Below are 18,994 nucleotides of genomic sequence, written 5' to 3' on the forward strand. Positions count from 1 at the left end.
AAGAACTATGATGGATTTGCCGCGTAAGGTGGAGAAAATCATCGGAGAGGAACGGCTGTTGAGTCCCGGTGATACGGTTGTTGTGGCTGTTTCAGGCGGCCCCGATTCCGTGGCTCTATTGCATGTGCTTTACCGTTTGTCGCCGTCCTGGCGCTGGAGATTGGTGGTTGCTCATGTAAATCACCAGTTTCGGATTGAAGAATCGGCAAAGGAAGCGTGGCTGGTTGAACGGCTTGCGGCGGAATGGGGACTTAGCTTTGAGCTGTCCGTCATTGACGTGCCCAAATATAGGGAAGAAAGCGGGATGAATGCCCAAGCGGCGGCCAGAGAGAAGAGATACGCTTTTTTATCGGAGACGGCCGAAAAATACGATGCCGGTAAAATTGCGCTGGGCCATCATGCGGATGATCAGGCGGAAACTGTCATGATGCGGATTTTGCGGGGAACGGGACCTTCAGGTCTGGCCGGCATCCCCCTTCGCCGAAACGAAAAAAATACGGAACTTGTCCGGCCTTTGCTGCGTATATATAAGTCGGAGCTTTTGGAGTACTGCGCGCAAGAGGGCCTGCCGACAGTGACAGACAGCAGCAATGAGCTTCGTAAATATTTCAGAAATCGGATAAGGCTTGACGTTCTTCCTTTTTTGGCAAAATACAACGAGCAGCTTCCGCAGTCTCTGAACCGTTTGGCGGAGCAAATGCGGGCAGAAGACGATTTTATGGAGCAGGAAACGCACAGGCTGGCGGAGACTCTATTAGAGAGGGAACGGGGGGAACTGCGCTTTTCCAGAAAATCCCTTCAGGGAGTCCCGCTCGCTTTACAAAGAAGATTGATTAAACTAATATTAAGTTATCTTGCTTCACATCTGGAATACGTTGATTTTGTTATGATTGAATCGATTCGCACGGCCGTTCTGCGGGAAGGCGCATCCACGTTTACCCTTGATCTCGGAAGGGAAGTGCGGCTGATCAGGGAATATGACCGGATTCGTCTGCTGAATGCAGACCCGCATTCGCATGCCACAGGCTCTTTTCATTATCCGCTTCAAGAGCTGCCGGTGTCTCTGGAGATTCCGGAGGCCGGGATGCGGATCCGGTGTGAAGTGTTCGATCTGCGAACGGAGCAGCTGCCGTCCGATTATCCGGGGGACGGCAAGCTTGCAGCGTTTTTCGACTTGGGTAAGCTTGATCTTCCCTTGGCATTCAGAAATCGCCTTCCCGGTGACCGCTTTCGGCCGATGGGGGTTGACGGCAGCAAGAAAGTCAAGGATTTGTTCATCGATCATAAAATCAGTTATTACGTTCGCGACCGAATTCCGCTTTTGGTAGACGGACAACAGCGGATTCTTTGGATTCCGGGTTTGCGCAGGTCGGCTCTGGCGCCGATTGACGCCAGCACTTCGCATGTCCTTCAAATCAGGATAATCAAGGGGAATTTGCTCCCTTTTGAATGAAAAATTCCCGATTTCATACTATATAGTAGGAGGGTCATTTTGCTGCAAAACGACATTCAGGAGATTTTGTACAGCGAAGAACAGATACAGGCAGAGATCGACCGTCTCGGGCGGCAGATCACCGCAGACTTCAGGGATCGCAATCCGCTGGTCATCTGCGTATTGAAAGGTGCTTTTATTTTTATGGCCGATCTTGTGAAGCGGCTGGAAATGCCTTTGGAGATTGACTTTATGGCAACCTCAAGCTATGGGCAGTCGAACAAATCCTCGGGCGAGGTGAAGATCATCAAAGATCTTGACACGCCTGTGGAAGGCCGGCATGTATTAATTGTCGAGGACATTATTGACAGCGGTTTAACCTTGAGTTATTTGATTGATGTGCTGGAACGCCGAAATGCGCTTTCGGTCTCCATAGCAACTCTATTTGACAAACCCGCACGCAGAACGGTTGAATTGGAGGCTGATTACAAGGGCTTTGTTCTGCCCGATTTCTTTGTTGTCGGATACGGTTTGGATTATGCGGAAAAGTATCGAAACCTGCCATATATCTGCACCTTGAAACCGGAAGTATATACAAGATAAGGAATTTACCGCTATGATATGCAACCAATTTTCGTTTTGTTGTGATGCGCACATTGACTGTGGTAAAATAAAAAAAGTGCGCGTTGAGAGGAGGTAGGGGATGAACAGATTCATTCGGAATACGGGTTTTTATCTGCTCATATTTTTAGTTACGGTCGGGATCGTCCACTTTATCAGCAATCAGAATGATCAGCGTGAACAGATCCGATATGATCAGTTCCGTTCCGAGCTGCAGAAGCAGAATGTGGAAGAAGTCACAGTCAAGTTTGACGGATATACATATTTGATCAACGGCAAATATAAAAATCCGGCAAACCCGGATCGACCGAATTTTGTAACCCGTGCCCCGTTTGGCGATCAGGTAATCAATCAAATCCAACAGAGCGGTGTGGCCAAAGAAACGTGGGAAAAAATGGAAGGTGATAATGTTTGGTTTACCTTCCTGACATCGATCATCCCTTTCGTGATCATATTCATTCTGTTTTTTTTCTTGCTGAACCAGGCCCAGGGCGGCGGCAAAGTGATGAACTTCGGAAAAAGCCGTGCCCGTCTGTATAATGAAGAAAAGAAGAGGGTCACCTTCGACGATGTAGCCGGAGCCGATGAAGAAAAGCAGGAGCTGGTTGAAGTCGTGGAATTTTTGAAGGATCCCCGTAAATTCTCCGCGGTAGGCGCGAGAATTCCCAAGGGTGTATTGTTGGTCGGTCCTCCGGGAACAGGTAAAACACTATTGGCCCGGGCCGTTGCCGGAGAAGCGGGAGTGCCGTTCTTCAGCATCAGCGGATCGGATTTTGTGGAGATGTTCGTCGGAGTCGGCGCATCCAGGGTTCGGGATTTGTTCGAGAATGCCAAGAAGAATGCCCCTTGTATCATATTCATTGACGAGATTGATGCAGTCGGACGACAGCGCGGCGCCGGATTGGGCGGCGGTCACGACGAGCGTGAGCAGACCTTGAACCAGCTGCTGGTGGAAATGGACGGCTTTGGAGCCAATGAAGGAATCATTATTGTCGCTGCCACGAACCGTCCGGATATTCTAGACCCGGCGCTTTTGCGTCCCGGACGTTTCGACCGTCAGATCACCGTGGATCGACCCGACTTAAAAGGCAGGGAGGCGGTATTGAAGGTCCATGCCAGGAACAAGCCGCTGGCTCAAGACGTCAAGCTTGATGTCATTGCAAAATTCACCACCGGTTTTACCGGTGCGGATCTTGAAAACCTGCTGAACGAGGCCGCCCTGCTGGCTGCCCGCAAAAACCGGAAGGATATTTCCATGAGGGAAATTGAAGAAGCGGTTGAAAGGGTCATGATCGGTGTGGAGAAGAAAAGCCGAGTCATCAGCGAACGGGAAAAACGAATCGTCGCTTATCACGAAGCAGGTCATACGATCGTGGGCTACTATCTCGAGAATGCCGATATGGTTCAGAAAGTGACCATCATTCCCAGAGGCAGAGCCGGCGGCTATGTAATGATGCTTCCCAAGGAAGATCGTCTGTTAATAACGAAGAAAGAGCTGCTTGAAAGAGTAACCGGAACGCTGGCCGGCCGGGTTTCCGAAGAATTATTCATCGGCGAGATCGGTACGGGAGCATATGACGACTTCAAGAAAGCCACGAGTCTCGTTCGCAGCATGATTACCGAATACGGCATGAGCGATAAGTTGGGTCCCATGCAGTTTGGGAATCCGCAGGGACAGGTATTCCTTGGCCGGGATCTCGGACATGAGCAAAATTACAGCGATGCGATCGCTTATGAGATTGATCTGGAGATGCAAACGATTATCCGCAGCTGTTACGACCGCGCCAAAGAAATTTTGAAAGAGCGTGAGGACAAAGTGCATTTGATCGCCAACACCCTTCTCGAACGGGAAACGTTGGATATCGATATGATTCGCCAGTTAATTGAAAAAGGCAAGCTGGATGAAGACGGGGCGCCGGGTTCGGAGGGTTCCTCCCGGGGAATCTTTGCGGAAGCTCAGCAGCCGCCCAAACCGAATGAAGATGTTAAGGTCAACATCCAGGTTCAGGACCAACAGAACAAGCTGGATTTTGACAAGAACGATAAAGAAGAATAGCGGAAGTGAATTTTCAAGTCTGTGAATCTTTTGGTTTGCTGCGGAAATCATAAGGTCCACAGACCTTTTTTTGTCTGTGGAGTTTAATGGCAGGTGAAGCATGATCCGTTTGTTTTTCGCGAATTTATGCATTGACACCCGGGAAGAGGTTGTGTAAATTTAGTATTAATCTCTATCCTGAGAATTCACTTCCGTTAAACAATGAATGCTACTGAAAGCGGGCCTGAATTAATTTTCTGGAAATAAAAAAACCGTTAAAGCCTTGACCACATAAGAATTTAAATTTCTGGGTCTCGGAAAGGCAAATTCACAAAGAATCGGAGGTGTTGATTCATGGAAGCTTTGGCTATGGAACACAAAGCGGAGCAGAATCGTTTGCTTAAAGAAAGGCTGCTCGAGCTGAAAAAAGAACGGAATGCCATAATTTTGGCCCATTATTACCAGCGCGATGAGATACAGGAAGTAGCGGATTTCCGTGGAGATTCGTTTTTGCTGGCGCAAAAGGCGGCGGAAACGGATGCGGATGTGATCGTGTTTTGTGGAGTGCACTTTATGGGAGAAAGCGCGAAAATACTTGCTCCCGACAAGACGGTGCTTATTCCCGATGAGCGCGCCGGATGTCCGATGGCGGATATGGTCAACGTGGACGGTTTGCGGGAACTGAAAAAACGTCATCCCAATGCGAAGGTCGTTACCTATATTAATTCTTCTGCAGAAATCAAGGCGGAGACAGATATCTGCTGTACTTCCTCGAATGCGATCAAGGTTATTCAATCGTTGGATACCGATGAGATCATTTGGGTGCCGGATAAAAATCTCGGGCAATATGTTCAAAAATTCACAGACAAAAAAATGATTATCTGGGAAGGCTACTGTAACACTCATGACATGCTGACCGTCAAAGATATCGAAGAGATGCGAAGTCAGCATCCGAATGCGGAAGTGGTCGTTCACCCCGAATGCCGTCCCGAAGTGGTGGCAATGGCTGATTTCGTCGGCAGTACCACCGCAATCATCGATTACTGCAAAAAATCCGACAGCAAGGAGTTTATTGTAGGTACCGAGGACGGTACGGGTTATCAATTGGAATTGGACAGTCCGGATAAAAAGTTCTACTTTGCAAGCAAATATCTGGTGTGTCCGAACATGAAGGTGAATAACCTGAAAAAGCTTGTCCGCGCTTTGGAGACGATGCAGCCGCAGATTTATGTTCCGCCTCATATTGCGGATAAGGCGAGAGCATCCCTGCTGCGCATGCTTGAGGTGAAGTAACGGCCAATTTTGGGTTGGGATCAAGTCTCAAACCTTCTGCGGCCAACATTTGGAATGCCCGAAAGCTCATGGTATAATTAAACATTATGATAGTTGTCCTGCTCGATGAGAGGTACCGCACCTCTCATTTCCTGCGTTTGCAAACGTTTTTACTTGGTTCGGCATAGGAGGAAGTATGATGATACCACGTTTTTTGACTGATTTTTCATTGGAGCGTCTGCCGCGGGTGAAGACCGACGTGATTGTAATCGGTTCCGGCATAGCGGGGTTGTTTACATCCATTAGAGCCAGCGAAACGCAAAAAGTACTGATGATCACGAAGAAATCGCTGTCTGACAGCAATACACAATTCGCGCAGGGGGGCATAGCGGCGGTCATTGCGGATGACGATTCCCCGGCAGCCCACCGTCAGGACACATTGATTGCAGGAGCGGGACTTTGTTCGACTGCGGCGGTTGATGTGCTTGTTCATGAGGGGCCGAAAGGCGTGGACGATTTGATCCGTATGGGCACGAATTTCGATTTGGAAAACGGCGAGCTTGCGTTGACGCAAGAAGGGGCGCACAGCCGGCGAAGAATTCTGCATGCGCATGGCGATGCTACCGGAGCGGAAATCGTCAGAGCATTATCGGATCAGGTTCTGCATAATAAGAATATAGAAATTTGGAATGACCACTTCGTGATCGATCTGATTACATATGATGATGTTTGCTATGGAGCCATAGTCCAAAAGCCGGACGGACAAAAAATATTCGTAACGGGGAAAGCGACGGTTCTCTGCAGCGGCGGGGTCGGACAATTATACCGCTATACGACCAATCCGGATGTCGCAACCGGTGATGGAATCGCTATGGCTTACCGGGCCGGAGCCGATATTAGGGATGTGGAATTCATCCAATTTCATCCGACGGTACTTTATTACCCGGGCGCTCCCCGTTTTTTGATTTCCGAAGCGGTTCGGGGGGAAGGCGCCATTTTGCGGAATATTAACGGAGAACGGTTTATGGAACGGTACCATCCGCAGTTGGAATTGGCTCCGCGAGACATTGTGGCCAGAGCGATCGTCAGTGAAATAGAGAGAACCAAATCGACGTTCGTTTATCTGGACATTACGCATGAATCAGCAGAGATGGTAAAGCATCGGTTTCCGACAATTTATCAGTTCTGTTTGAATTACGGCTTGGATCTGACTACCGATTGGATTCCTGTGGCTCCGGCTGCTCACTATATGATGGGCGGGGTGAAGACCGATCTGAATGGGGAAACTTCGATAAGGCGGCTATTTGCATGCGGGGAGGTGTCGGCTACCGGAGTGCACGGGGCCAATCGTTTGGCCAGCAACTCCTTATCGGAAGCGATCGTGTTCGGTCGAAGAATTGTCAATCAAATACTGAGCCTGACGCCTTTGGAAGCTCTTCCGGAGATCAAAGCCGAGCTTCATCGGCAGGATCCCCCGATTCAGCCCGTTATCGAGAAGCGGCTCAAATTGCAAAAGATCATGCTGCGTAATGCGGCATTTAAGCGATCGGCCATTGGCTTAAGCAAGGGTCTGGAGGACCTGAAGCGACAAATGCCATTGTTCAATGCGCTTTTGAGCAGGCGTGAGGAATATGAATTTGCCAATTTGCTGGTATGCGCAACTTTGACCACTCAGGCAGCGTTATTGAGAGAAGAGAGCAGGGGTGCCCATTATCGGGAGGATTTTCCGGAACGGGATGATTTGCGTTGGAGAAAGCATATTGTCTTGAACCGGGAAAAAGGGATTTCGGAGGAGAGTGTGGAGAATGTTTGAAGGCAATCGCAATCAGTTGGAGAAGCAAATTGAATCCTGGCTCGATGAGGATCTCGGAAGCGGAGATGTAACCACCCTATCCACGATTCCTCCAGATCATTATTCCAAAGCGGTCATTCATGTCAAGGAGGACGGAGTGATTGCGGGGCTTCCCGTGGCGGAGTTGGTCTTCCGAACGGTTGATCCTTCCTTGGTATTCCGGCACGTCATGAAGGAAGGGGATCAGGTAGTCAAGGGAACCATTGTTGCCGAATTGGAGGGAAGCTCCCGCAGCATTCTGATGGGCGAAAGACTGGCTTTGAATTTGCTGCAGAGAATGTCAGGCATCGCCACAACCACACATCGTTACGCCGAAAGGGTGAAGGGCTATAATGTCCGCGTCGTGGATACGCGCAAGACGACGCCCGGACTCAGGGCTTTGGAGAAATACGCGGTCAAAGTGGGCGGTGGACATAATCACCGCCAGGGGCTGTATGATGCCGTAATGATTAAGGATAATCATATCAAAGCTTCCGGAGGCATAGCCCTAGCAATCCGTTCGGCTAGGAGCCGCATTCCCCATACGATGAAGATCGAGGTGGAGGTCGAGAATATGGCCCAGCTTGAAGAGGCGCTCACGGCAGGAGCCGATATCATTATGCTGGATAATGTGGAAATCGAACGGATGCGGGAGGCGGTGGAGAAAATTAAAACGGCATCTTCGCATGTAATCGTGGAAGCATCGGGAGGCGTTACGTTGGACAATATCAGGGAGATCGCGATGACCGGGGTCGATGTCATCTCGGCCGGGGCGCTGACGCACTCCATCAAATCGCTGGATATCAGCCTGGACTTGAATGGGCGCAAGGGGGACGGAGCATGATACTTGTAATGGATATCGGAAACACCAACATCGTGCTTGGATTATATCAGGGCAAGGAGCTTCTGCATCATTGGCGGCTAAGCACGAATCGCGGCGCTACGGTCGATGAATACGGCATGATCATCCATAACTTGTTCCGTCACATCGGCGTCAATGTGGAGCAGGTTCGGGATATTGTGATTTCGTCCGTCGTACCGCAGATTATGAATACCATCGAGGCCCTATGTGCAAAGTACTTGAAAAAGGAACCGTTAATTGTCGGTCCGGGTTTGAAAACCGGATTGAACATCCTATATGATAACCCGAAGGAAGTCGGTGCGGATCGAATCGTTAATGCGATCGCGGCGATCGAGCTGTATGGCCCTCCGTTGATCGTCGTAGATTTCGGCACGGCCACCACGTTCGATTATATCGATGATAAAGCGCGGTATTTGGGCGGCGCCATCGCTCCGGGCATCGGAATTTCCACAGAAGCTCTATACCAAAAAGCAGCAAAGCTTCCCAGGATCGATTTAGTCAAACCGAAGAGCACGGTAGGCAGGAATTCCGTTACTTCCATGCAAGCCGGAATTATTTACGGCTTTGCCGGTCAGGTGGACGGCATAGCCATGCGGATGCGGGAAGAGTTTGAGTCCGAAGCCAAGGTGATTGCTACCGGAGGGCTTGCGGAATTGATTTCCGGCGAATCCAGGACGATCGAAACGGTGAATCCTCTGCTGACGCTTCAAGGACTGCAAATGATATACGAAAGAAACCGGTAGAGGGGGCGGCAACGACTTTTGGTTGATGATTATTTGATAAGGGCAACTGCGCTTGAGGGCAAAGTCAGAGTATTCGCGGTGCTTACTACGAAACTGATTGAAGAATTAAGGACCAGGCATGAAGCGTATCCGACCGCTACTGCCGCATTGGGTAGGGCGGCCTCTATCGGAGCGATGATGGGCGCCATGCTCAAGGGGGAAGAAAGGCTGACCCTTCAGATCAAGGGAAACGGCCCTCTGGGCCAAATCGTTGTGGATGCCAATGCGCATGGCGAAGTGCGCGGCTATATGGATCATCCCCAGGTCGATCTGGAACCGAACAGCATAGGAAAATTCGATGTGGCCGGAGCGGTAGGTACGGAAGGGTTTATTTACGTTATTAAGGATCTGGGCATGAGAGAGCCTTATAAGGGAAGCGTCCCGATCATCTCAGGCGAACTGGGCGAGGACTTTACCCATTACTTTGCCAAATCCGAACAGACGCCGTCCGCTGTGAGCGTAGGCGTCTTGATCAATCCGGATGAGACGGTTCGGGCGTCGGGCGGGTTGATCATTCAGCTTTTGCCGGGGATCGATGAGGAACAGATCGCGGTTCTGGAGGATAAACTGTCTGCGCTTCCGCCGCTGACAACGCTGTTGGATGAAGGGTTGTCCTTGGAAGATATTTTACACCGGTTAGTTAAAAAGGTGGAGGTGTCGGATCGCTTGAACATCCGATTCCGGTGCAGCTGTTCACGGGAGCGGGTGGAGCAAATGCTGATCAGCTTGGGAGCCGAAGAAATTCGCGAACTGATTGACAAGGATGAGCAGACAGAGGTCATTTGCCATTTTTGCAATGAGAAATACCATTTTGACCGGGGAGAAATGGAAGCGATTTTAGCAAAGATTTAGGGCTCGCAAAGTATCAAGCGGTTTAATTGCTTTTTGCCACCAATTTAGTTGAAGTTATTTCATCGCGATGCCTTTAGCAATTCAATGGTAGAATAAGAGGGGATTCGGGTGCGGAATGTCAAGGTATTGTGGTTCGCCATCTGCCTACTTCTGGGTTGTGTGTTGATACTTTTGGTAGATAAATTTGTCATCCCGTTCCATACTTCGATTGCGGATTCCGAAAAACCTGCGGATGCGGCGAAATCGCGTTTCAATGGTCCAGATGCAACTTCTCCTGCTTCCGGTCAGGAAACCGAAATCAATGACGGGATCATCGTACAAATTGGCAAGCAATCGATCACCCGATGGCAGCTGCTCAAACAATTGGAACGCAAATACGGTCGGGAAATGCTGAATCAAATGATTGATCGGGCAGTCATCGCCCAAGAAAGCCAGGCATTGGGGGTTACCGTCAAGCAGCAGGAAGTCGACGCGGAATTGAAAAGAATGCAGCAGGGCTATGACAGTGAAGAGCAATTTTACAATTCGATGCAAAAACAGCTCGGGTTGACGAAGAGTCAGTTGCAGGAAGATACGTACTATAATGTGCTGCTCGAGAAAATCGCCACAAGAGATGTCACAATTTCTGAGCAGCAGGTAACCGATTATATCCGGACGCATCCGGAAGAATGGAACAGCCATATTCAGCTGCATATCCGGAAAATCACAGTCGCCTCCAAGGAAGAAGCTGTCAAGTTGAGGAAGGAAATCGGAAACGGTACGGATTTTGGTCTTCTGGCCAGAAAATATTCGCTGGATGATGCGGCCTCGGACAGCGGCGATTTAGGCTGGGTTCAGATGGATGATCCCTTTGTGCTTCCCGAGGTGATGAACGCCGCCAAGAAAATGAAAACTGGAGAAATCAGCGATCCGGTCAAGGTCAATCAAGGGTATGCGATTGTCAATCTTCTCGAACGCAAAGATCCGGATGAAAATCAGCAAAAGCAGATCCGGGAATACATCCGTAGCCAGTTGGCCATGGAGAATGCGGAACCGATGCCTGACCTGTTGAACCGTTTGAGGGAAAAATACAATGTGCAAATTTTCGATCCGAACTATAAATAAACTGATGGAGCGCTTGCTCATCTCTGAAAGATAAGTTAAAGGAATTTTCATTGACAACGCCAAAGTGTGTTGATAAGATGGAGTTATCAAAAGCCGACTTGATTACTCGGAATACTTTGATCGGGGGAAAACCACAATGGCCAAACTTGTTGACAATATCACTCAGTTGATTGGAAACACGCCGCTTGTTCGATTGAATCGGGTGGTTCCCGAGGACAGCGCTGAAATTTATGTGAAGCTGGAATTTCAAAATCCGGGCGCAAGTGTCAAAGACAGAATCGCGATCAGCATGGTTGAGGCTGCCGAACAAGCAGGGATTCTCAAGCCCGGTGACACGATCGTCGAACCGACCAGCGGAAATACGGGAATCGGTTTGGCAATGGTTGCCGCCGCCAAAGGATATAAAGCCGTTCTGGTTATGCCGGAGACGATGAGCATGGAGCGCAGGAATTTGCTTCGGGCATTTGGAGCGGAATTGGTCTTGACGCCAGGATCGGAAGGGATGAAAGGGGCAGTCCGCAAAGCGGAGGAATTGCAGGCGGAAAATCCCGGATATTTCATGCCTCAGCAGTTCAAGAATCCGGCCAACGTGAAAATTCATCGGGAAACAACCGGTCCGGAAATTGTTGAAGCGATTCAAGCCCGCGACGGCAAGCTAGACGCCTTTGTGGCCGGTGTGGGAACCGGGGGCACGATTACCGGTGTTGGGGAAGTTTTGCGAAAGCATTTCCCTGGAATCCGAATTTGTGCTGTAGAGCCTGCGGCATCCCCCGTCCTTTCCGGAGGTCAACCGGGTCCGCATAAGATTCAGGGCATTGGGGCCGGATTTGTGCCTGACATTCTGGATACTTCCGTTTATGACGAAGTGATTGCGGTCGAGAATGACGATGCTTTTGAAACCTCCCGTCGAGTTGCACGGGAAGAAGGAATTTTGGGGGGGATCTCCTCGGGAGCGGCGATTTTTGTCGCTTTGAAGGTAGCCAAGGAGCTCGGGAAAGGAAAACGGGTTGTTGCGATTCTTCCCAGCAATGGCGAACGATACCTCAGTACCCCGTTATATCAATTTGACAGCTGAGTGAACCGTAATCGGCAATTTTTCGTTAATTTCTCCCCTCTTGCGAGGGGTTTTTCTATTTAGCTTCGGATGGCCGCAAGAAATTGCGGGGAAAATAACGGCAAGCCGAGGTCCGAATGGAACGAAAGGGTTTCAGCGGATTGACTGTAACGGAAATATGGAATTTAATATAATTATCCGCAACTTGGAATCCGTACAATGAAGTGTTCAGCAATTGGGGGGAGCATAAGATGATTTTAGTTATCGATAACTATGATTCGTTCACGTACAATTTGGTTCAGTACTTGGGTGAAATCGGCGAAGAAATTGAGGTGCACCGGAATGATGAGATCGACATTGCGGAAATTGAACGGTTGAACCCCGACCACATCTTAATTTCTCCCGGTCCCTGCACACCTAATGAAGCTGGAATCAGTCTCGAATTGATCCGGCATTTCAAGGACAAGACTCCGATTTTAGGAGTATGCTTGGGACACCAGGCAATCGGCCAGGCCTTCGGAGGCAAGGTCGTCCAAGCGGCTCGTATGATGCACGGCAAAACATCGGAAATCTATCATGATGAAAAAACGATCTTTTCCGGGATTCCTTCTCCTTTTACGGCAACCCGGTATCATTCGTTGATTGTTGAGCGGGAATCGCTGCCGGATTGCCTAGAGATCAGCGCGGAAACTTCGGAAGGGGAAATCATGGCTCTTCGCCATAAAACTTACCCGGTAGAAGGGGTTCAATTTCATCCGGAATCGATCATAACGGACTATGGCATACAGATTCTCCGAAATTTTCTTTCTTCAAGCGGCCGTCGTCAGGCCGAAGTATGAAAATTGGGGTTGAACGGAGCTCTCGTTAAGAAAGTGGAAAGCCGTGGTCTCAGTGTATGATCACGGTTTTTTGCATGGAAAAATCCGCAAGGAGATGTGAAAAAGATGGACAAGATATTGGGAAAGCGCCTGCTGCGCATGGGAGAATATGAATGGGAATGGGGTAAACGGACCTGGATTATGGGAATTCTCAATGTGACCCCCGATTCTTTCTCTGATGGCGGACAATATCTTTCGGTTACATCCGCCGTGACCCATGCACGCAGAATGGTTGCGGAAGGAGCCGACATAATAGATGTCGGCGGCGAATCGACAAGGCCCGGATTCTCCGAAGTGTCATTGGAGGAAGAACTGGAGCGGGTCATTCCGGTCATCAAAGCGCTGTCGAGGGAGCTCAGTATCCCCATATCGATTGATTCATATAAAGCGGAGACGGCTCGCAGGGCTGTGGAAGCGGGGGCCCATATCATCAACGATATCTGGGGTTTCAAAAAGGATCCCGATATGGCTGCTGTAGCGGCGAAGCTCGATTGTCCCGTCATTCTGATGCACAACCGGGAGGTCGCAGAGTACGGCGATTTGCTCGGGGAAATCCGGCGGGACCTGCTGGAAAGCGTGGCATTAGCCGTCAAGGCGGGCGTCAGAGAAGAAAATATCATTCTGGACCCGGGAATCGGATTCGGCAAAAATTATGAGCATAATTTGGAGTTAATGAGGCGCCTGAGTGAAATTTCTGATCTGGGTTACCCAGTTCTGCTCGGAACGTCAAGGAAAACCTTTATCCGCAAAACACTGAATCTGCCTGCGGATGATGTGCTGGAGGGGACGGCGGCAACGACCGTCGCCGGGATCATGCAGGGCTGCGACATTGTTCGTGTGCATGATGTCGGCCCGATGAAGCGAACCGCACGAATGGCCGACGCCATGTTCAGGCGTTAAGGCATCGCGCCCTAAGTTTCGATCGCTACGAAAGGGAGGATCCCATTGGATAAGATCACTTTACAAGGGATGCGTTTTTTTGGATACCATGGCGTTTTTCCCGAAGAGAATAAGCTCGGCCAGAGGTTTGTGGTGGATCTTACATTATTTGCCGATTTAAAGCGGGCGGGAGTAAATGATGCTTTGGCCGATACGGTCAATTACGCGGAAATCCTTGAAACGACCCGAAAAGTGGTCGAAGAGGAGTCCTTCCAACTCATCGAGGCGGTGGCAGAACGTATTGCATCCTTACTCTTGGACACTTATACTAAGATAAATGAAATTACTGTAAAAGTAACCAAACCGCATCCTCCGGTGGATGCGCATTTTGATGGGGTATCTGTGGAAATCAACAGAAAGCGGGAAACGTAAATGCCAGCAGCGGAAACCGGGGAAGTCCGGCACGCATATATCGGACTAGGGTCCAATATCGGCAATCGGGAAGAGTACTTGCACCAGGCGCTGATTCAGCTTCATCAACATCCGTCCATCGAAGTGGTTCGCTGTTCCCATATCTATGAGACGGAACCCGTCGGCTACGTTGATCAAGCGTCTTTTTTGAATATGGCGGCTGAGCTGCGCACCGTTTTGTCTGCCGAACAGCTTTTGCAGGAAATGATGAATACGGAAAAACGGCTTGGAAGGACCCGCGATATTCGTTGGGGTCCAAGGACCCTTGATTTGGATATGCTTCTTTATGCTGATTCGGAATTAAATCTGCCAGGGTTGACGATTCCACATCCGAGGATGCGTGAACGCGCTTTCGTCATGATTCCTTTAAAAGACATTTATGGAAAGGATACACTTCCCGGCGGTGAATTCGTCGATGAGATATTGGAAAAACTGGGGGGAAAGGAAGAAGTCGCGCTATGGAAAAAAATCAGCTGGCTCAGCGAATTCGAGCTTTTCGCAAATTAAAAGGCTTTACACAAAGTGAACTAGCCGAGATGATGGGAGTTTCCATTGCGGTTCTCGGATCGATCGAGAGAGGGACGCGCAACGCCGACGCGAAAATTATACAAAACATTTCGGATGCGCTGGGTATCGACAAAGATGAACTAGCTAACGGTTAAGCGAAGGAGGTCCCCGATGCTGAAAATCGGCGATGTTGAACTCAAGAATCAAGTTGTGCTGGCACCGATGGCTGGAGTTTGCAATCCGGCTTTCCGATTGATTGCCAAAGAATTCGGGACGGGCCTGGTTTGCGCCGAAATGGTCAGTGACAAAGCCATCCTGCACGGAAACCACCGCACGAAGGAGATGCTTTACGTCGATGAGCGGGAAAAGCCCCTCAGCCTGCAGATCTTCGGAGGGGATAAGGAAACTTTAGTGGAAGCGGCCAAGGTGGTTGATCAAGAAACGATAGCCGATATTATCGACATTAACATGGGATGCCCGGTACCGAAAATCACCAAAAGTGACGCCGGAGCCAAATGGCTGTTGAATCCCGAAAAAATTGAAGAGATGGTATCCGCGGTGGTTGAAGCGGTGCAAAAGCCGGTAACCGTCAAAATGAGAATGGGCTGGGATTCCGAGCATATTTATGCCGCAGAGAATGCCAAAGCCGTTGAAAGAGCCGGGGGCAGCGCGGTAACCGTTCATGGGCGAACCCGCGAGCAGCTTTATACCGGAAAAGCGGACTGGCATATTATTAAGGAAGTCAAAAATGCGGTTTCGATTCCCGTCATTGGAAACGGGGATGTCGTAACGCCGGAAGACGCCAAGCGGATGCTGGATGAAACGGGCTGCGACGGGGTGATGATCGGCCGCGGCGCGTTGGGCAATCCGTGGATGTTGTATCGAACCGTCGAGTATTTGACGACAGGGACATTGCTCCCCGAACCGGATCCGGCCGAAAAAATCCGGATTGCCATTCTCCATATGGACCGTCTTGTCGCTTTGAAGGGCGAGCATGTGGCCGTAAAGGAAATGCGCAGGCATCTGGCTTGGTATTTGAAAGGCCTGCCCGGTGCGGCAAAGGTAAAGGACATCATCATGGAGGAAACATCCAGAGACGCCATGGAGAGAATCCTTACCGATTATTTGGATTCTTTGGAGCAGAGAAGCTTGGCGTTTGGTTGGACTGATGGTTAATTGACATTTATCCAGCCATGAAATATAATCAGGCAATAAGATAAGCATAGTAATAATAGCAGTTTTATCCATATGCTGGAAGCTGTTGTGCGGTGTTGTCCGCATCAATACAGACATATATATTGTTAGGAAAGAACCCGCTTCTGGTTGATCCCCGATAGGTCGTACAGATTGGGTTCAAATCATTCTTTAAACAGCGCTGAAGCTGTGTGTGGAATGAAAACTTTAGCGACGGGAGTAGTTGGGTATGTCTGAAAAAGAAGTGATTCTTACACAAGACGGTTTGAAAAAGTTGGAGGAAGAGCTCGAGCATCTGAAATCGGTCAAACGAAGAGAAGTCGCGGAAAGAATCAAGATTGCCATCGGATATGGAGATATCAGCGAAAACTCCGAATATGAAGACGCCAAGAATGAACAGGCATTTATTGAAGGCAGAATCATCACGCTGGAAAAAATGCTGCGCAACGCCCGAATCATCAACAATGATGAAATCGAAACGGATTCCGTCAGCATCGGCTCGACGGTCTTGATCAAAGATCTGGAATTCGGAGATGAATTGGAGTATACTATTGTGGGTACCGCGGAATCGGATCCGTCCCAGAATAAGATTTCCAATGAAAGCCCGGTAGGGAAGGCAATTCTTGGTAAGAAGAAAGGTTCGGTAGTTGACGTTAATGTACCGGTGGGTATTATTCAATATAAGATTATAGATATCAAGAAGTAATGAATTTCCGCTTGCAGGATGAATAATAGCCAGCTTTCAGGGCTGCTTTGTCCCTGAGACCGAATTGTTGAACCCAATCCAGCCAGCCTTGACATAGTAATCGCAGCATCGCATCACAGTGCCTTGATGACGCGGTTTTGCTTTTCGGAAAAGCCTCGAAAGAGGTTTTTTTACCGCATAGGAATGTACAAATTTCCGGGTCTCCGGAAAGGCAAATTCTTATTGGCATGAAGAACTACCTTTAAACGCGGTCCGGCTGCTTAGAGTGACTTCGATAGAAGTTTTTCTTATCTTAACGGCGGGAGATGAATTTTTTGAATCAGGTTACAGAAATAAACGATTTGCTGGCGGTTCGCCGGAATAAATTGGATGAACTGCGCCGGATGGGAATCGATCCATTCGGCAAAAAATATGAACGTACGCATACGGCGAAAGAAATCATGGATGCGTATGACGGCAAAACCAAAGAAGAGCTTGACGAATTGAAGGTGCCCGTTCGCATTGCCGGCCGCATCATGCAGAAAAGAGAAATGGGCAAAGCGGGTTTTGCGCATATTCAAGACATCAGCGGAAAAATTCAAGTATACATTCGCCAGGATACCGTCGGGGATGTTAAGTACGAGGCCTACAACCTGTTGGATATCGGAGATATAATCGGGCTGGAGGGGACGGTTTTTAAAACCAAAACCGGGGAAACCTCCGTCAAGGTGAATGATTTGGAGGTTCTCACCAAGTCGCTTTATCCGCTGCCTGAGAAGTTTCACGGGCTTAAGGACGTTGAGACGCGCTACCGTCAAAGATATGTCGATTTAATCATGAATCCTGATGTCCGGGAAACCTTTATTGCGCGTTCGAAAATCATTCAATCGATTCGCAGGTATTTGGATTCGCGGGGATATCTGGAGGTCGAAACGCCGACCATGCATACCATTCCCGGAGGAGCTTCGGCCAGGCCGTTCATCACGCATCATAATGCTTTGGATATGCAACTCTACATGCGGATCGCCATCGAGTTGCACTTGAAGCGTTTGATCGTGGGCGGATTGGACAAGGTTTATGAAATCGGCAGAGTCTATCGCAACGAGGGAATATCGACTCGGCATAACCCTGAATTTACCATGATTGAGTTGTATGAAGCGTATGCCGATTTCCAAGATATCATGGAATTGACCGAGAATTTGATTGTGAATGCGGCGCAAGAAGTCTTGGGAACAACCGAAATTACCTATCAGGGGAAATCCGTAAGCTTGGCCAAACCGTGGAAACGGATTTCGATGGTGGAAGCAATCAAAGAGGTAGTCGGGATTGATTTCAGTCAAGCGATGTCGGATGAAGAAGCCCATCAGCTTGCCAAGAAGCATAAGGTGCCGGTAGAACCGAATATGACATTCGGACATATCGTCAACCAGTTCTTTGAAACCTTCGTGGAGGAGACCTTGATTGAACCCACATTTGTATTCGGCCATCCCGTGGCGATTTCTCCGCTGGCCAAGAAAAATGAGCAGGACAGCCGTTTTACGGACAGGTTTGAGCTGTTTATTGTAGCCCGCGAGCATGCGAATGCGTTCACGGAGTTGAATGATCCGATCGATCAGCGGGAAAGGTTCGAAGCTCAGCTGAAAGAGCGTGAGCTAGGCAATGATGAAGCGCACATGATGGACGATGATTTCATTCGGGCGCTTGAATACGGCTTGCCGCCAACAGGCGGATTGGGCATCGGGATCGATCGCTTGGTCATGCTTCTCACCGATTCTCCGTCGATCCGGGACGTGCTGCTGTTCCCGTTAATGCGGGAGCGCTCCGGGGAATAAAGCTAACGATTCCTTGGCTGCCGCGGATCGAAGCTGTTTGATGGGGACTTCTGAAATTCCGCTGGCTTTTTGTAAAGATGTTTTTGGGGTGAATAACGGAATTATTTTTCCGTTATTTTTCTTTTATATTTTAAACATAAGAAGTTAACGGCACAAAATTCCCTTATTTGAATGTAATAATGATATATGCCTGCAAAAGTTAAGCTTTGCCGCGGAATATTTTTTCATGATTGGAACGCATTAAGCTCTTGCATTCATTAGTTGAAGTATGATACATTATCTTTCGCCGCTAAAAAAGCGGAGATGCCGTCGGAAGCAAGGCGATGGCGAGCGGCAATGGCAAAAAAAAGTACTTGATTCGAAACGGCAAGATGTGATATATTAATCAAGTCGCCGTTCGGAAGAACATCGGCTGAGCGAGAGCTCGAAAGCGGCGCTTGAGGATGCGTGAAGACGGTCGGAAAGCGAAGCGGGGCGCGGTGTTTCGGAAGAGATGACAAGTGCGATGCTTGTTCCTTGAAAACTGAACAACGAGTAAGAATGGACAACAACGATTGAAATGAGCTAGAGGCTCTGCAATAAAAGCGGATCGTTAGGGACGCACTTTTATGGAGAGTTTGATCCTGGCTCAGGACGAACGCTGGCGGCGTGCCTAATACATGCAAGTCGAGCGGAGCTGTGAGAGAGCTTGCTCTTGAGCAGC

Annotated in this window: 18 protein-coding genes and 1 rRNA gene; all 19 read left to right on the forward strand. The window is 49.2% G+C overall.

The window, feature by feature from the left end; all coding sequences use genetic code 11:
* Window positions 1-7: 7 nt before the first annotated feature.
* Window positions 8-1,453, forward strand: coding sequence for a tRNA lysidine(34) synthetase TilS (gene tilS / locus VF724_RS16825; protein ID WP_371755402.1), 1,446 nt, complete (start codon window positions 8-10; stop codon window positions 1,451-1,453).
* A 42-nt stretch (window positions 1,454-1,495) separates the two neighbouring features.
* Window positions 1,496-2,035 carry a hypoxanthine phosphoribosyltransferase gene (gene hpt, locus VF724_RS16830; protein WP_371755420.1) on the forward strand — a complete coding sequence of 180 codons (540 nt, stop codon included), beginning with the start codon at window positions 1,496-1,498 and terminating at the stop codon, window positions 2,033-2,035.
* Between the two features lie 100 nt (window positions 2,036-2,135).
* Window positions 2,136-4,109, forward strand: coding sequence for an ATP-dependent zinc metalloprotease FtsH (gene ftsH, locus VF724_RS16835; protein ID WP_371755403.1), 1,974 nt, complete (start codon window positions 2,136-2,138; stop codon window positions 4,107-4,109).
* A gap of 333 nt (window positions 4,110-4,442) precedes the next feature.
* Window positions 4,443-5,381: a quinolinate synthase NadA gene (gene nadA / locus VF724_RS16840; RefSeq protein WP_371755404.1), complete on the forward strand. Its 939-nt coding sequence runs from the start codon at window positions 4,443-4,445 to the stop codon at window positions 5,379-5,381.
* A gap of 178 nt (window positions 5,382-5,559) precedes the next feature.
* On the forward strand, window positions 5,560-7,173 hold the full coding sequence (nadB, locus tag VF724_RS16845; protein WP_371755405.1) for an L-aspartate oxidase: 1,614 nt from the start codon (window positions 5,560-5,562) through the stop codon (window positions 7,171-7,173).
* A complete protein-coding gene (gene nadC / locus VF724_RS16850) occupies window positions 7,166-8,035 on the forward strand; it encodes a carboxylating nicotinate-nucleotide diphosphorylase (RefSeq protein WP_371755406.1) in 870 nt (289 codons plus the stop codon). The genes nadB and nadC overlap by 8 nt, the downstream gene beginning before the upstream one ends.
* Entirely contained in the window at window positions 8,032-8,796 is a 765-nt protein-coding gene (locus VF724_RS16855; RefSeq protein ID WP_371755407.1) for a type III pantothenate kinase, read from the forward strand. Before nadC ends, VF724_RS16855 begins: the two co-directional genes overlap by 4 nt.
* An 18-nt stretch (window positions 8,797-8,814) precedes the next feature.
* Window positions 8,815-9,687 (forward strand): Hsp33 family molecular chaperone HslO, encoded by an 873-nt coding sequence (hslO, locus tag VF724_RS16860; RefSeq protein WP_371755408.1) that lies wholly within the window; start codon window positions 8,815-8,817, stop codon window positions 9,685-9,687.
* 108 nt (window positions 9,688-9,795) lie between these two features.
* The gene (locus VF724_RS16865) at window positions 9,796-10,791 is read left to right on the forward strand and encodes a peptidylprolyl isomerase (RefSeq protein WP_371755409.1); all 996 of its coding nucleotides are present in this window, start codon (window positions 9,796-9,798) and stop codon (window positions 10,789-10,791) included.
* A 136-nt stretch (window positions 10,792-10,927) separates the two neighbouring features.
* The gene (gene cysK, locus VF724_RS16870; RefSeq protein WP_371755410.1) at window positions 10,928-11,866 is read left to right on the forward strand and encodes a cysteine synthase A; all 939 of its coding nucleotides are present in this window, start codon (window positions 10,928-10,930) and stop codon (window positions 11,864-11,866) included.
* A gap of 230 nt (window positions 11,867-12,096) precedes the next feature.
* A complete protein-coding gene (gene pabA, locus VF724_RS16875; RefSeq protein ID WP_371755411.1) occupies window positions 12,097-12,684 on the forward strand; it encodes an aminodeoxychorismate/anthranilate synthase component II in 588 nt (195 codons plus the stop codon).
* 105 nt (window positions 12,685-12,789) lie between these two features.
* Window positions 12,790-13,623, forward strand: coding sequence for a dihydropteroate synthase (gene folP / locus VF724_RS16880; RefSeq protein WP_371755412.1), 834 nt, complete (start codon window positions 12,790-12,792; stop codon window positions 13,621-13,623).
* Between the two features lie 45 nt (window positions 13,624-13,668).
* On the forward strand, window positions 13,669-14,034 hold the full coding sequence (gene folB, locus VF724_RS16885) for a dihydroneopterin aldolase (protein WP_371755413.1): 366 nt from the start codon (window positions 13,669-13,671) through the stop codon (window positions 14,032-14,034).
* Entirely contained in the window at window positions 14,035-14,580 is a 546-nt protein-coding gene (gene folK, locus VF724_RS16890; RefSeq protein ID WP_371755414.1) for a 2-amino-4-hydroxy-6-hydroxymethyldihydropteridine diphosphokinase, read from the forward strand. It abuts the gene before it with no gap.
* Window positions 14,532-14,735 (forward strand): helix-turn-helix domain-containing protein, encoded by a 204-nt coding sequence (locus tag VF724_RS16895; protein WP_371755415.1) that lies wholly within the window; start codon window positions 14,532-14,534, stop codon window positions 14,733-14,735. Before folK ends, VF724_RS16895 begins: the two co-directional genes overlap by 49 nt.
* A gap of 16 nt (window positions 14,736-14,751) precedes the next feature.
* Window positions 14,752-15,756, forward strand: a complete 1,005-nt coding sequence (dusB, locus tag VF724_RS16900) for a tRNA dihydrouridine synthase DusB (RefSeq protein ID WP_371755416.1) — start codon at window positions 14,752-14,754, stop codon at window positions 15,754-15,756.
* A 247-nt stretch (window positions 15,757-16,003) separates the two neighbouring features.
* Entirely contained in the window at window positions 16,004-16,480 is a 477-nt protein-coding gene (greA, locus tag VF724_RS16905; protein WP_371755417.1) for a transcription elongation factor GreA, read from the forward strand.
* Window positions 16,481-16,785: 305 nt separating this feature from the next.
* Window positions 16,786-18,291 (forward strand): lysine--tRNA ligase, encoded by a 1,506-nt coding sequence (lysS, locus tag VF724_RS16910; protein ID WP_371755418.1) that lies wholly within the window; start codon window positions 16,786-16,788, stop codon window positions 18,289-18,291.
* A 605-nt stretch (window positions 18,292-18,896) separates the two neighbouring features.
* Window positions 18,897-18,994: ribosomal RNA gene (locus tag VF724_RS16915) — 16S ribosomal RNA — on the forward strand; the annotation flags it as partial.

This window comes from Ferviditalea candida, from assembly GCF_035282765.1.
Taxonomy (GTDB): Bacteria; Bacillota; Bacilli; order Paenibacillales; family KCTC-25726; genus Ferviditalea; species Ferviditalea candida.